The 13,591-nt window shown below is 69.1% G+C and carries 10 protein-coding genes and 1 pseudogene; 1 reads left to right on the forward strand and 10 read right to left on the reverse strand.

Annotated features, from left to right (window positions below):
- Positions 1–420: 420 nt before the first annotated feature.
- The 8 genes from ACFYWX_RS29525 to ACFYWX_RS29560 form a co-directional block, all read right to left on the reverse strand.
- Entirely contained in the window at positions 421–1,395 is a 975-nt protein-coding gene (locus ACFYWX_RS29525) for an Lrp/AsnC family transcriptional regulator (RefSeq protein WP_389427154.1), read from the reverse strand.
- A gap of 239 nt (positions 1,396–1,634) precedes the next feature.
- Positions 1,635–3,272 (reverse strand): MFS transporter, encoded by a 1,638-nt coding sequence (locus ACFYWX_RS29530; protein ID WP_389427155.1) that lies wholly within the window; start codon positions 3,270–3,272, stop codon positions 1,635–1,637.
- A gap of 391 nt (positions 3,273–3,663) precedes the next feature.
- A complete protein-coding gene (locus ACFYWX_RS29535; RefSeq protein WP_389427156.1) occupies positions 3,664–4,818 on the reverse strand; it encodes an XdhC family protein in 1,155 nt (384 codons plus the stop codon).
- A gap of 241 nt (positions 4,819–5,059) precedes the next feature.
- Positions 5,060–7,234, reverse strand: coding sequence for a xanthine dehydrogenase family protein molybdopterin-binding subunit (locus ACFYWX_RS29540; protein ID WP_389427157.1), 2,175 nt, complete (start codon positions 7,232–7,234; stop codon positions 5,060–5,062).
- The gene (locus ACFYWX_RS29545) at positions 7,231–8,232 is read right to left on the reverse strand and encodes an FAD binding domain-containing protein (protein WP_389427158.1); all 1,002 of its coding nucleotides are present in this window, start codon (positions 8,230–8,232) and stop codon (positions 7,231–7,233) included. Before ACFYWX_RS29545 ends, ACFYWX_RS29540 begins: the two co-directional genes overlap by 4 nt.
- Positions 8,233–8,235: 3 nt before the next feature.
- A complete protein-coding gene (locus ACFYWX_RS29550) occupies positions 8,236–8,754 on the reverse strand; it encodes a (2Fe-2S)-binding protein (RefSeq protein WP_389427159.1) in 519 nt (172 codons plus the stop codon).
- Between the two features lie 459 nt (positions 8,755–9,213).
- Positions 9,214–10,554, reverse strand: coding sequence for a cation:dicarboxylate symporter family transporter (locus tag ACFYWX_RS29555; RefSeq protein WP_389427160.1), 1,341 nt, complete (start codon positions 10,552–10,554; stop codon positions 9,214–9,216).
- Positions 10,555–10,735: 181 nt separating this feature from the next.
- Entirely contained in the window at positions 10,736–11,902 is a 1,167-nt protein-coding gene (locus ACFYWX_RS29560; RefSeq protein ID WP_389427161.1) for a mandelate racemase/muconate lactonizing enzyme family protein, read from the reverse strand.
- 109 nt (positions 11,903–12,011) lie between these two features.
- On the opposite strand from ACFYWX_RS29560, the gene ACFYWX_RS29565 reads away from it, so the two are divergent.
- The gene (locus ACFYWX_RS29565) at positions 12,012–12,695 is read left to right on the forward strand and encodes a GntR family transcriptional regulator (RefSeq protein ID WP_389427162.1); all 684 of its coding nucleotides are present in this window, start codon (positions 12,012–12,014) and stop codon (positions 12,693–12,695) included.
- A gap of 120 nt (positions 12,696–12,815) precedes the next feature.
- Here the strand turns inward: ACFYWX_RS29565 and ACFYWX_RS29570 are convergent, their stop codons facing one another.
- Positions 12,816–13,502 (reverse strand): tyrosine-type recombinase/integrase, encoded by a 687-nt coding sequence (locus ACFYWX_RS29570; protein WP_389427163.1) that lies wholly within the window; start codon positions 13,500–13,502, stop codon positions 12,816–12,818.
- Positions 13,499–13,591: pseudogene (locus ACFYWX_RS29575) on the reverse strand (IS5/IS1182 family transposase); the annotation flags it as partial. The gene ACFYWX_RS29570 and the pseudogene ACFYWX_RS29575, both read right to left, overlap by 4 nt.

Raw genomic sequence — 13,591 nt, forward strand, 5'->3', positions numbered from 1 at the left:
TACTCGTCACTCGCATCCTTGCAGGTCAGCTGCACCTTTCTACCGTCAGGACGTCAGCTCACCCAATCCCGCTGAACAGCCGGGGTCGGTCCAGGGAGCGGGCAACCACGGACAGTCCTGCGGTCTTCCCTCCAGGTCGATGCCGGTGGTGGCCCGGACGACGGTCGGCAAACGCGCCCCGGTTGTGACCTCGCTGGACGGCAACGGGCATGAGCACCGTTGTGGTCGCCGATGAGAAAGCGGCCATAGGGCTGCTGGAAAGCAAGGCGGGCTGCCGGGCCACCTGCCGCGTACCCCGCCCCGAGTCGAAAAGACGAAGAGGTGACGAGCGCGTCCGTCGACGGTGCAGCACCCGACCACGGGTCGTTCCGTACGCAGGGGCCCGTGGGCGATCTCAGTCGCTTGGTGGCCGTTCGGCGGTCAGCGGCTCGGCTCGTAGGTGAGTTGCTTGACATGCCGCAGGGTCAGGGCGGTTTCAACGGCCTGCACGCCGTCGAGGCCGCCGATCTTCTCGCTGAGGTATGTGTAGAGCTCGCTGGTGCTCGAGGTGGCGACGGTGGCGACGAGGTTGGCCTGGCCGGTGGTGGCGCCGGCGAAGCGGACCTCGTGGTGTTCTGCCAGCTTCCGTCCGGCGGCGTCGAGTGCGGAGGGGGCGACGGTGAGCCAGAGCATCGCGCTGATGTCGTGTCCGAGGGACTCGCGGTCATGCTGCACTTTGAAGTAGAGGATGCCCGTGGAGCGCAGACGCTCCAGGCGCCGCTTGACCGCGGACTCCGACTGGCCGGTGCTGGTCTGCAGTTCGCTGAAGGTTGCCCGGCCGTCGCGCCGTAGCACGGCGAGCAGCGCCTCGTCCGCTTCTTCGAGAGCGATGGGGGCAGCCACCGGTTCGCTGTACGGGAGACGCAGTGCCGCCTCCTGGTCGGGTTCGAGCGCTTGAGTCTTGTCGAGCCAGCCGAGGGGACCGCCGTAGAAGGTGTGCAGCAGGCAGTGGGCGCTGACTGAAAGGACCTGAGGCGTGCGTTGCAGGCGGTCGAAGAGCAGTTCGTCGCGGTCCTGTCGGCTGCGGGCTCCCATGGCACACAGCACTTCGGTACCGCCGGAGATGAGATCGACGTGTGAGGTGTCGGGGCGCCGGGCCAGCGCGGTGGCGAGTTGTTCGGCCACGTCGGGAGTGCAGCGCAGCCGGACGATCCAGCTCTGGCGGCCCAGCAGGCTCTCGTCGGTCATGCCGACGATCCTGAGTCCGGCGGTGGTGCGCAGTTTGCGGAAGCGGCGGGCGACGGTCTGATCGGACACTCCGAGGATTTCGGTGATACGGCTGAACGGCGCCCGCCCGTCCACCTGGAGCGCGTGCAGCAGTTTCAGATCAAGCGCGTCGGGTGAAGGGGACTGCAACGATGGCTCCTGTTTCGAGCGGGTTTTGTTCACGTCAGGTCGTACGACAGCGCTGTGTGGCCTGGGACCGGCAAGGTCCGGTCACAGCGCTGTGTGGCCTGGGACCGGCAAGGTCCGGTCCCAGGCCACTGGGCGGCGCCGTGCCCGTCCCCACGGACGGCGCCGGTACCGGCGCGGTGACTGTCCGCTCCTGAGCCCGTGCCGGTACGTCTGGTGTCACCTCGGTGCGGGGCCGGCGCTCAGGAGGGGCCGCTTCCTGCGGCCGGTACCGTCCGAGTGTCGGCGGTGGGCAGGTCGGGGGTGCGAGGCCCTTGGACGGAGGCAGCCGAACCTGTGGCCGATGGGGCGTCCTGCTGCGGCCGGCGCAGCAGGACGAATCCCACCGCGGCTGCCAGCAGGGTCAGGGCGGCCGAGGCGATCAGACAGAGCTGAAGACCGTCGATGAACGCCTGCGACAGGGCGCCGAGGACGTGCGGGGTGTCCGCGCCCAGGCGAAGCCTGCCGACCGCACTCAGTCCGTCGGCGTCCGCGGTCGCGGTGACGCGCCGGACCGTCGCCCCGCTCAGCCCGGCGGCGGTGAGATGTCCGGGCAGAGCGTCCACGGCCCGAGAGGACAGCAGCGCGCCCAGGACAGCGGGGCCGAGGGCGGCGCCGAGCTGACGGAAGGCGTTGTTGGCGGCAGCGGCCATACCGGCCTGGTGGAACGGCACCGAACTGACGGCGGTCGCGGTCATCGGGGTCATGACGAACGACAAGCCCAGGCCGAGCAGGGCCAGCCGCCAGGCCACTGAACCGAACGAGGTGCCGACGTCGATCGTGGTCAGCGACAGCAGTGCGACCGCCGCGCCCAGCAGGCCGCCGGGAATCAGCACCCGAGGAGACACCCGGTGCACCAGGCGCCCCATGGGGACGCCGAGGACCATCGGCACTATGCACACCATCAGCAGCCGCCAGGCCGATTCGAGGGTGCTGAGCTGCTGGACCATGCCGAAGTAGAGGCTGAGGGCGAAGAAGAACCCGATGAGCCCGAGGAAACTGATCATGGCGATCAGTGCGGTGGCGGTGAAGGAGGGGCTGCGGAACAGTGTCAGGTCCAGCATCGGGCTGGAGCTGCTCCGCTCCACCAGGACGAAAGCGACCGATGCGACAACGGCAGTGAACAGGGCGAGCATCACCTTGGTGTCGGTGAAGGAGTCGGCGCCGGCCTCGATGATCCCGTAGACCAGTGCGGTGATGGCCAGGGCAGAGGTGAACTGGCCGGGCCAGTCCAGTCGGCGTGCGCCCGGGGCACGGGAGTCGGTGAGCAGCTTCGTCGAGACGACCAGCGCGATCAGCGAGGCGGGGACGGGCAGCAGGTAGAGCCAGCGCCACGCGAAGTGGTCGAGGACCACGCCCGCGATGACGGGGCCGAATGCGAGGGCGGCCATCAGGGAGGTCGCCCACACGCCGATGAACTTCCCGCGCTCGCGCGGATCGGGAACGGCGTGGCTGATCAGGGCGAGGGTCGAGGGCAGCAGCGCGGCCGCGCCCAGACCGGCGAAGACCTGCCCGGCCCAGACGACCTCGATCGACTGGGCACACAGGGCGATCAGGGCACCCAGACCGCTGAAGGCCAGGCCCGCCTGGAACACCTTCTTACGGCCGTGCACATCACCGAAGACGCCGGCGGTGAGGATGAGCGCGGCCATGGGCAGCACGAACGCGACACTCACCCAGGACAGCTGAGCGGTCGATGTGTCCAGCGCCCGCTGAATGGCGGGCAGGCTCGCCGAGACGGTGGTCACCGGCAGATAGGCGACGAACACGCCGACGCAGGCCATGACGAGTGTGGGCACCCGCCGGTCCTGCGGCGCGTTCGCCGTGGTCGTGACGTTCACGAAAGACTCTCTCCCTCAGGCGCCAGGCGCTGTGATCGGCCGGCTTCCGCCGCAACGTTCCGCCCCGCCGGGGAGCCGAAGCCAGCCACGACCGCCAGATCCCGGAAAACCGACATCCGAGCCTTCGGTCCGGAGGAAGTCCGACCCTGCAAAGAAACTCCGGTCAACAGCTCTCTCCGCTGCACTGCGAAGACGGCGCCGACCAGCGGTGCCCGACGGGGGTGAGCAGTCGCATCACCCGACCTGCCCGAAGGTCTGACAGAGCGGCGGGTGCAGCCGTCCCGGCCGCGCTGGAATTCGGGCCCGGGGACGGCGCCGGCAAAGGCAAAGGTCGTCATGATCAGTCCTTGTGTGGGAGGGGCCGTCCCGGAGGGCGTGCCCGGTCACGGCGTCAGTTGCGGGCGTTGAGGGCACGACGCTCGTCGACTGCCTGGTGACCCGGCCGGTGGATCGGGCCCGTGCCGAGAGTCAGGGGCAGACCCGTGCCCTGGTTGGCGTGGGCGATGATCTCCGCGGTGATGGAGATCGCCGTCTCCTCAGGCGTGCGCGCGCCGATGTCGAGACCGATCGGGGAGCGCAGCCGAGCCAATCGGTCCTGCGCGACGCCCGCCTCGCGCAGGAGACGCAGGCGTTCGTCGTGCGTCCGACGGGATCCCATCGCACCCACGTAACCGACGGGCAGATCGAGTGCCTGCCGCAGCAGGGGGATGTCGAACTTGGAGTCGTGGGTGAGGACGCAGACGGCGGTACGGCCGTCCACCTCGGTGCGTTCCATATAGCGGTGCGGCCAGTCGACCACGACCTCGTCCGCGTGCGGGAAGCGTGCCGCGGTGGCGAAGACGGGGCGGGCGTCGCACACGGTGACCCGGTAGCCGAGGAAGCGGCTGGCCTGGCTGAGCGCGGTGGCGAAGTCGACCGCGCCGAAGATCAGCATGCGGGGGCGGGTCGCGGCCACGTGGACGAGGACGGAGAGCCGGTCGGGGCAGGTGTCCGCGTCCCCGCCGAGCGAGACGACCGCGGTGCGGCCCACCCGCAGCTGGGCTGTGGCCCGGTCCGCCACGGCCATGCCTGTCGGCCCTGCGGCCAGCGACCCGTCGGCGATCCAGCTGTCACCGAGAACGCTCAGGGTGGCGCTGATCAGTCCGTCGGGGGCGTCGACGACTTGTGCCACGGCGGCGGGCCGGCCCCCGACAACCTCCGCGAGGGCCGCGCCGAGATGCGGCCGGGTCGCGGGGTCGATGCGCTGGACGAGGACGTCGAGTTCGCCGCCGCAGGTCAGGCCCACCGCGAAGGCGTCGTCGTCGGAGTAGCCGAACCAGGCGCGCTGCGGGGCACCCAGGTCACTGAGCACCTGTCGGCACAGTTCGTAGACGGCGCCCTCGACGCAGCCGCCGGAGATGCTGCCGACCGCGTTGCCGTCCTCGTCCACGGCGACCGACGTACCGAGGGGCAGGGGTGCGCTTCCGGTGACGTCGACGACGGTGGCCAGGGCGAAGGGGCGTGCCTCGCGGCACCAGCGGTGCAGTGTGTCCGCGATGTTCAGCATGGGGCGTTCTCCGGGTTCGCCGCAGGGGTGGGTAGGGCGGTTGCCGCCGCGCGCGGACGCTGAGCGCATACGCGGGGCGACCCTGGTAGGTCCGGCGGTCGGACGGGGACCGACGGCCGGTAAGGCCGGTGGCATTGAAGACCGCGTTGGCGAACGGGGCCTGCGCCGTGCAGAACAACACCCGGGCAAGCCCCGGACGCGCATTTCCCGGGAGGGCGCGTTTCCAGTGGTCCCGGTCGGCCTACATCACGTGCTCGATCCGGATGGGCAGCTGGTTCTGTCGCTGTCCGGTGGCGTGGAAGACCGCGTTCGCGACAGCGGCTGCCGCGCCGATCATCGTGACTTCGCCGAGGCCCTTCACCCCGATGTCGTTGAGGAGCAGGTCGGGCTCGTCGATGAAGTCGAAGTCGATCTCCTGGATGTCGGCGTTGACCGCGAAGGGGTACTCCTCCAGCGTGGTGTTGAGGAATCCGCCGAAGCGCCCGTCGACCTCGCTCGACTCGCGGAGCGCCTGGCTGATGCCCCAGACCACGCCCCCGCGGACCTGACTGGCCGCGGTGACCGGGCTGGCGACCCGTCCGCAGTCGGCCACGCAGAGCGCTCTGGGCACACTGATGCGCCGTGTCGTGGCCTCGATGCGGACCTCGACGAAGTGAGCGGCCCAGCTGAAGGCCGTGAAGTCCGGGAAGACCGGACCCGCGGCGGAGAACAGGCCGGCCCGTGAACGGTCGAGCATCTCGGGGGGCTGGCCCTGTCCCACGGAGGTCACCTCCACCTCCGGCGACCCGCCTCCGGTGGCTCGGACCGCGGCTGCCACATCCACTGTCCCGGTGTCGCCCGTGCCGAGCTGCCCCCGCAGCTCGCGCAGTGCCTTGTGCACCGCGGGCAACGCCGTGGCGGTGCCCCACGCACCGGCGGTGAGATGCTGCGGCGCGAAGCGCGTGTCACCGACTTGTACGACGACGTCCCGCACGGGAACACCGAGGTCCTCCGCGACCAGGAGAGCGATGGCCGAGCGGACGCCCTGCCCCATCTCGTGGCCGTCGACACTGACGGTCACCCGGCCATCGGCCGCCGCGGACATACGGGCCACAGCCGGAGCGACCAGGACCGGGTGGGCGCCGACAGCGACGCCCAGGCCCACGAACGATCCGTCAGCGGCACGCATCGACCCCGGACGCGGATCGCGTTTGCCCCATCCGAACCGCTCCGCACCCCGCGTCAGACACTGCGCCAGGTGGCGGGAGGAGAAGGGCAGCCCGGTGACCGGGTCCGTGGCGGTGTCGTTGGCCAACCGCAGCTCGACGGGGTCCTGGCCGGTGGCGTACGCCAGTGCGTCCATGGCCGACTCGAACGCGAAGCTGGCCGGGCCCTCCATCGGAGCCCTCATGAATCCCGGCGTCTGGACATCGGTTTGAACCAGGCGCTGACGTCCCCCGAAGTTGGGTACGGCGTACAGCCTCGACGTCATCTCCGTGAACATGGCGGGGTACAGGTCGTGGCGGGACGTCTGGTGCTCCGCGTCGTGGAGGACGGCCAGGAGCCGTCCCGACGGGTCGGCGCCGAGCCGGATGCGATGACGACTGACCGGCCGGAAGCTGCCGGCGTGGAACGTCTGCGGGCGCGGAATGACCAGCTTGACCGGACGCATCAGCCGGCGTGCGGCGAGCGCCAGTGGCCCGATGTGCGGCTGCAGTGCGTTGCGGGATCCGAAGCCGCCTCCGATGTAGGGCGAGATGACTTCGACGTCGGCGGGATCGAGGTTCAGTTGCGTGGCGACTCCGTGGCGGAGTGCGCCGGCGTTCTGGGTGCTCTCGTGCACCACAAGCCTGTCGCCCCGCCATTCCACGACTGAGCTGATCAGTTCCATCGGGACCTGGTGCTGCGCCGGGTGCAGGTAGGTCTCGTCGATCTGCACCGGGCTCGCCGCGTACGCGCTCTCGGCGTCGCCCACCTTGACGTCGGGAAACCAGGCCAGGGCTTCTTCCTGGATGACGGAGGTGGCGCCTTCGTCATCGAGTCCGACGGCGAACGGCTCGGTCTCGTAGCGTGCCCGGACGAGTTCCGCCGCCTCGGTGGCGGCGACCAGGGTGTCGGCGACGATCAGCGCGATCGGCTGTCCCCGGTAGGCGACAACATCGCTGAGCAGCGGCTGCAGGCTCTGGAAGGCGAAGCCTCCACCCATCAGGAACCCGGGGCCACGCAGTTCGTCCTCGGTGAACCGGGTCAGGACCAGACGGACACCGGGGACCGCCTCGGCCGCGGCGGTGTCGATGGCCACGATGCGGCCCCTGCCGATCGTGGCCACGGCGAACATGGCATACGCCAGGTCGTCCGGGACACGGTCGGCGCCGTAGCGTGCGCTGCCGGTGACCTTTTCGTGGGCGTCGACGCGGCGCAGGTCTGGGGTCTTCATCGGGCGGCTCGCTTCCCGGCGGTGAGCAGTGCGTCAGTAACGGTGCGGATGCCCAGCTCCACTCGGAACGCGCCGGTGCGAGAAGGGCGGGCCTCGGCGAAGGCGACTTCCCCCGCGCGGCGGGCGGATTCCCTGGTGAGTCGCTCGCCGATCAGTGAGCGTTCCGCTGCCGTCGCCCGCCAGGGGCTCGTGGCGACCCCTCCCAAACCGATCCGGCAGTCCGTGACCATTCCCTGTGCGTCCAGCGTCACGGCCGTGGCGGCCGAGGTGAGGGCGAAGGCGTAGGACTCCCGGTCACGGATCTTGTGATAAGTGGAGCCGCGACCGGCGGGTGTCGCGGGAACGCGGATCCGCAGGATCAACTCATCGGGAGCCAGGGTGTGTTCGAGCAGGGGGTTGTCTCCCGGTTCGACGTGCAGTTCGCCGAGCGGCAGCGTCCGCTCGCCTGCCGGGCCGACCACGTCGAGTTCGGCGTCGAACGCGATCAGGGCTACGGCCCAGTCGCCCGGGTAGGTGGCGATGCAGGTGTCACTGGTGCCCAGCAACGCGTGGGTACGGTCGAGTCCCTCGAGAGCCGCACAGCCGCTGCCGGGATTCCTCTTGTTGCAGGGGAACTCCGCTCCGCCGCGGAAGTAGCCGCATCGCGTGCGTTGCAGCAGGTTCCCGCCCACCGTCGCCATGTTGCGCAGTTGCTGGGACGCCGCCCGCCACAGGGATTCCGACAGCGCCGGATAGTCGCGGCGTACGACCGGATGGTCGGCGACCTCGGCCATTCTCGCCCCCGCACCGAACGACAGTTCGTCCTCACCCGTGCTGATCTCTGTCAGCTCGGCCAGACGGTGAATGTCGATGACGGCCGGCGGCGCCTCGATGCCGAGCTTCATCAGGTCGTACAGGGTCGTGCCACCGGCCAGGATCTTGGTGCCCGGCTCGGCGGCGGCCAGAGCATCGACGGCCCCGGTGACGCTGTCGGGCACTACATAGGCGAATGAGCGCACCGTCTACACCTCGCTCTGCGCGGCCTGGTCGGCCACCCGGCGGATGGCGGCGGTGATGCCGACATAAGCGCCGCACCGGCACAGGTTGCCGCTCATGTACTCACGGATGTCGCCGTCGGTCTCGGTGTGGCCTTCGGCCAGGCAGGCCAGGCCGGACATCACCTGCCCAGGTGTGCAGTAGCCGCACTGCAGGGCGTCGCAGTCGACGAACGCCTGCTGCAACGGGTGCAGTGTGCCGTCGGGGGCCGCGATGCCTTCGATGGTCGTCACGTCCTGTCCCGCGACCTGGACCGCCGGAGTCAGACAGGAGACGACGCGACGGCCGTCGATGTGCACCGTGCAGGCGCCGCACTGCCCCTGATCGCACCCCTTCTTGGTTCCGGTCAGCACGAGACGCTCGCGCAGCACGTCGAGCAAAGACTCGCGAGGGTCCAAAGCGAGGCGCACCTCGTCGCCGTTGACGGTGAAGGCCGTCTCGACAAGGTCAGTCGGCGGCCGCGTGGTCGTCGATGTCTTCTCCATAGAGGGCTCGCTCCTTCGTTGCGGCGGGCGGGTGAGCGCCTGCGGCCTCGACCGTAGGAGCGCCCGCGCAGGTTCGGGAGGGGAAGGTTTATCCATGGATCGGCGGTCTCTGGCTGGTGGAGAGGTCCCTGAACGGTCCAGCCACCCCAGCCCAAGCCCCTCAGACGACACGCACAGGCGCGCATCCGCCAGGCCGTTCCTGGTCGGTCGTCAGTACGTCGCGTTGTCTGATCAAGTGATCACGGAGGGCTTCGCACCACGTCTGACCAGCGGGTGCCTTCGGGGGATGTGTGGACCGCGCTGCCTGCCGCGGGACTTCGAGCCGAACGGTCATCGAGTAGGACGCTGGGCGTGCTCACGGGAAGGGTTTTCATCTGTCCCGGTCCACGGCGGCCCGGAGGATGCCGCCGGTGGGTGACGTCTATGCCGTCGAGGGGTGAGCGCACTCAACGGGCACGGCTACTTGTCGGCGCCGACCTTGGCGGTGTCCAGCTCGGCCTGCGGCGGCGTGGTGGTGCGGGAGTGCAGGACCTTGCGGGCCTGTTCGGTGTCGAAGTCGTTCTCCCACTTGCCGATCACGATGGTGGCGACGGCGTTGCCGAGGACGTTGATGAAGACGCGGCCCTCGTTGAGGATGCGGTCGACGCCGACGATCAGGGAGAGGGCGGCGAGCGGGATGTGGCCGACCGCGGTGACGGTGCTGGCGAGGACGATGAAGGCGCCGCCCGCGATCCCGGCGGTGCCCTTGCTGGTGAGCATCATGACGCCGACCATGATCAGCTGCTGCTGCCAGGAGAGGTCGATGCCCATGGCCTGGGCCAGGAAGAGGGAGGCCATCGTGAGGTAGACCGCGGAGCCGTCCAGGTTGAAGGAGAACCCGGAGGGGATGACGATGCCGACCACGGGCCGGCCGATGCCTAGGATCTCCAGTTTGCGTACCAGCTGGGGCAGGACGGCCTCGCTGGAACAGGTGCTGAGGGCGACGAGCAGTTCGGCTTTGAGGAAGCGGATGAGGCCGAACAGGCTCAGGCGGCAGGCCCGCATGATGGCGCCGAGGACGACCAGGACGTAGACGATGCAGGTCGCGGTGAACAGGATGATGAGGTAGCCGAGCTGTTTGAGGCTCTCGGCGCCGTAGGTGGCGACCACGGTGGCCAGGGCGCCGAAGGTGCCCAAGGGCGCGAGCCGCATCACCCAGCCCACGATGCGGAAGACGACGTCCGACAGCGCCTTGATGCCGCGGGTCAGCGGCGCGCCTTCCTCGCCGGCCATGTTCAGGGCCACGCCGAAGACGATCGAGACCATCAGGGCGGCCAGGATCGCGTCCCCGGTGATCGCGCCCAGCAGGGAGGCGGGGATGAGGGAGGAGATGAAGCCGGTGAAGGTGGCGTGCTCGGTGGCGGTTTTGGGCACGTCGTCGGCGTTCAGTGACGAGGGGTCGACGTGCAGGCCGGAGCCGGGCTGGAAGATGTTGGCGACGACCAGCCCGATCAGCATGGACGCCAGGGACAGCACCAGGAAGTAGCCGATCGCCTTCACACCGATCCGGCCCGCCTTGCGCAGGTTGTCCATGGAGGCGATGCCGGTGGTGACCACGCAGAAGACGACCGGGATCACGATCATCTTGACCAGCGCGATGAACCAGTCGTTGAGCGGCTTCAGATCCTCACCCAGCCCGGGCGCGAGGATGCCGACGGCGATGCCGAGGACGGCGGCCAGTACGACCTGGAACCACAGCTCCCGTATGAGACGGCTCAGCCGTGACCGCTGCGGGCGCCCGGCGGTGGTGGTGCTTGTCATCGTTGGTGCTCCTTTGCACGACGATCGTGTGTAGCCCTGTCCCGTGGGGGGGTGTGGGGGACGCGACGCGGCTCGCGCGCCCCCGATCTCGTGTGTGGCGGATCTCGTGTGTGGGGCCCGTTCGGCGGGGCCGGCCGTCGGCGCCCGCCCGGTGGCGGGCGCGTCTGCGGTGGGGTGGCGGTCAGGTGTGCAGGGCGCGCAGCACCTTGTAGAAGGCGGCCTTGCTCTCGAAGCCGATGCCGGGGGTGTCGGTCAGGCCGACGCGGCTCTTCTCGACGACGGCGTCGTCGGCGAAGCCGCCGGTGGGCTGGAACTCGCCCGGGTAGGACTCGTTGCCGCCGAGCTTGAGGGCGGCTGCGATGTGCAGGGAGAACTGGTGCCCGCCGTGCGGGATGCAGCGCCTCGATGACCAGCCGTGCTGACGGAGCATGTCCTGGATGCGCAGGTACTCCACCAGACCGTAGGAGAGCGCGGGGTCGACCTGGATGGTGTCGCGGTCGGGGCGCAGGCCGCCGTAGCGGATCAGGTTGCGGGCGTCCTGGAGGGAGAAGAGGTTCTCGCCGGTGGCGACGGAGCCGGTGTAGTGCTCGGCGACGGTGGCGTTGAGGTGGTAGTCGAGCGGGTCGCCGATCTCCTCGTACCAGAACAGCCCGTAGGGCTCGATGGCCCGCCCGTACTCCAGGGCCGTGTTGAGGTCGAAGCGGCCGTTGACGTCGACGGCCAGCCGGGAGCCGTCGCCGTCCAGGACGTCGATGACGGCCTCGATACGGCGCAGGTCCTCCGCCAGGTCGGCGCCGCCGATCTTCATCTTGACGACGTCGTAGCCCAGGTCGAGGAAGCCGCGCATCTCGTCCTGAAGGTCGGTGAGGGTCTTGCCCGGGGCGTAGTAGCCGCCGGCGGCGTAGACGAAGACGGAGTCGTCGGGCTGCCCGTCGCCGTAGCGCTCGGACAGATACCGGTACAGCGGCTTGCCCTCGATCTTGGAGGCCAGGTCGAACAGGGCCATGTCCACCACACCGACCGCGACCGAGCGCTCGCCGTGCCCGCCGGGCTTCTCGTTGGTCATCATCACCTCCCACGCCTTGGCGTGGTCCAGGCCGCCCTGCTCGTCGAGCAGGCTGCCGGGCTCGGCCTCGAGGAGGCGGGGCAGGACCCGGCGGCGCAGGATCTCTCCGGCGCTGTAGCGGCCGTTGGAGTTGAAGCCGTAGCCCACCACGGGCTTGCCGTCCCGGATGACGTCACTCTCGATCGCCACGATCGAGCAGTCCATGGAGCTGAAGTCGATCCAGGCGTTGCGGATCGAGGAGCTGATCGGAACGACGCCCTCGTGGACGTTGGTGATCTTCACTGCGGATCCTCTCTCATATCTTATAAGATGTGACGCCTGTTAGGGTGAGCGGGTCCGTTGCGGGATGTCAAGGGTGAGGGAACCTCCGGAAAGGAACGGTCAGGGGGCTATGGCGGGACAGAACCTGTTCTTCAGCAAGAGCGACCTCGCCTACGCTGAACTGCGCGATCGGATCCTCTTCGGCACTCTTCCTGCCGGGTCACGGCTCGCCCAGTACGACCTCGCCGAGTCCCTCAACATGAGCATCACGCCCCTGCGCGAGGCCATCCGCCGCCTCAGCAGCGAGGGACTCGTCACCGTCGAAACCCACCGCGACGTCCGGGTCTCCGTCATGAGCTCGAACGAGGCCCGCCAGCTTTTCGAAGTCCGCCTGTCCTTGGACCCGACCGCCGCCGAACTCGCCGCCCAGCGACGGACCGACGACGACATCGCCACCATGCAGGCCGCCGTCGACCAACTCCTCCCCGTCACCCGCCAATGGGGGGAAGAGGCACTCACGGCGCACCGCGCCTTCCACCAGGCGCTGTACCGGGCCTCGCACAACGACGTTCTCATCCGTCTCCTGGACGACCTGTGGGACAAGTCCGACCGCTACCGGCGCCTCGGCCTCGAACTCCCGCCCGGTGACGAACCCCGCACCCGGGACCTACAGGAACACCATCAACTTGTCTCCCTCATCGTGGACGGCCGCGCCGCCGAAGCCGCCCAGCTGATGCGCGGCCACATCACCCACAGCCTCACCGCCACCGCCATCAGCGCCCTCGAAGACCGCGAGGGCATTCGCGTGACGTGACGCGCGGCGACCGGCGCCGTCGTGATGCGTGGGGGGAGGACTGATGGAAATGCGTGAGCAGCGCCCCTCATCAGGGCGACGCCTCCGTCCTGTCCGTGCAGGGACAGGACGGAGGATCATTCATGCGGCGATGGTGAGCGGAACGTCAAGGCGCTCCCAGGCACCAAGAACCGCCTTGTGCGCGTCCGGTTGAAGGTGCGCGTAACGCTGGGTGGTCTGGAAGCTCTCGTGGCCGAGGAGGTGCTGGACCTCGTAGAGCGAGACTCCCTTTTGGACCAGCCACGAGGCGCAGGTGTGCCGCATGGAGTGGGGCGGGTAGTGCGGGACGAGCTGTTGCTCGCCGTCGGTGTCGAAGTAGTAGGAGGCTTCGACGGTGGGCCACCAGGTCTGCCGGCGCCAGTTGCTGTCGGCGAGGAGCCGTCCGGTACGGCCCTTGGTGATGGTGGTGAAGACCACGGCGTCCCGGTCGAGCCAGTGGATGTGGCGTTCAAGGGCCTCCAGGACGTGGGGCGGGAGCGGGGCTTCCCGGCGGCTCTTGGAGCTCTTGGGGTACTCCTTGATGCCGCTCTTGCTGTTGACCTCCACCACGAACAGGCGCGCGCGACGCGTGTCGATGCGGTGGCGGTGCAAGCCGGTCAGTTCTCCCCAGCGCAGACCGGTGTAGAAGCCGAGCAGGCACATCGTCCGCCACGGGGCGGGGAGTTCGTCCAGGATGCTCTGCGCCTGGTCGAGCGTGAACCACTGCGGCGGTTTCACCGCGATGGTGGGCAGGTCGATGCTGCGGCAGGGGCTTAGAGGTCGTCTCATTTGGTGAGCCTGCGGTAGCAGATGAGGGTGCAGGCGATGCTCGTGAAGGCCAGAAAGTGCTCGGCCTTGCGTTCGTAGCGGCGGTGCAG

It is taken from the genome of Streptomyces sp. NPDC002888, from assembly GCF_042888465.1.
Taxonomy (GTDB): domain Bacteria; phylum Actinomycetota; class Actinomycetes; order Streptomycetales; family Streptomycetaceae; genus Streptomyces.

What these genes read in the sequence shown, in the direction of transcription:
- ACFYWX_RS29535 (WP_389427156.1), bottom strand. Translation starts at nt 4,818, where the DNA reads ATGCTGAACATCGCGGACACACTGCACCGCTGGTGCCGCGAGGCACGC.
- ACFYWX_RS29540 (WP_389427157.1), bottom strand. Translation starts at nt 7,234, where the DNA reads ATGAAGACCCCAGACCTGCGCCGCGTCGACGCCCACGAAAAGGTCACC.
- ACFYWX_RS29550 (WP_389427159.1), bottom strand. Translation starts at nt 8,754, where the DNA reads ATGGAGAAGACATCGACGACCACGCGGCCGCCGACTGACCTTGTCGAG.
- ACFYWX_RS29555 (WP_389427160.1), bottom strand. Translation starts at nt 10,554, where the DNA reads ATGACAAGCACCACCACCGCCGGGCGCCCGCAGCGGTCACGGCTGAGC.
- ACFYWX_RS29565 (WP_389427162.1), top strand. Translation starts at nt 12,012, where the DNA reads ATGGCGGGACAGAACCTGTTCTTCAGCAAGAGCGACCTCGCCTACGCT.
- ACFYWX_RS29570 (WP_389427163.1), bottom strand. Translation starts at nt 13,502, where the DNA reads ATGAGACGACCTCTAAGCCCCTGCCGCAGCATCGACCTGCCCACCATC.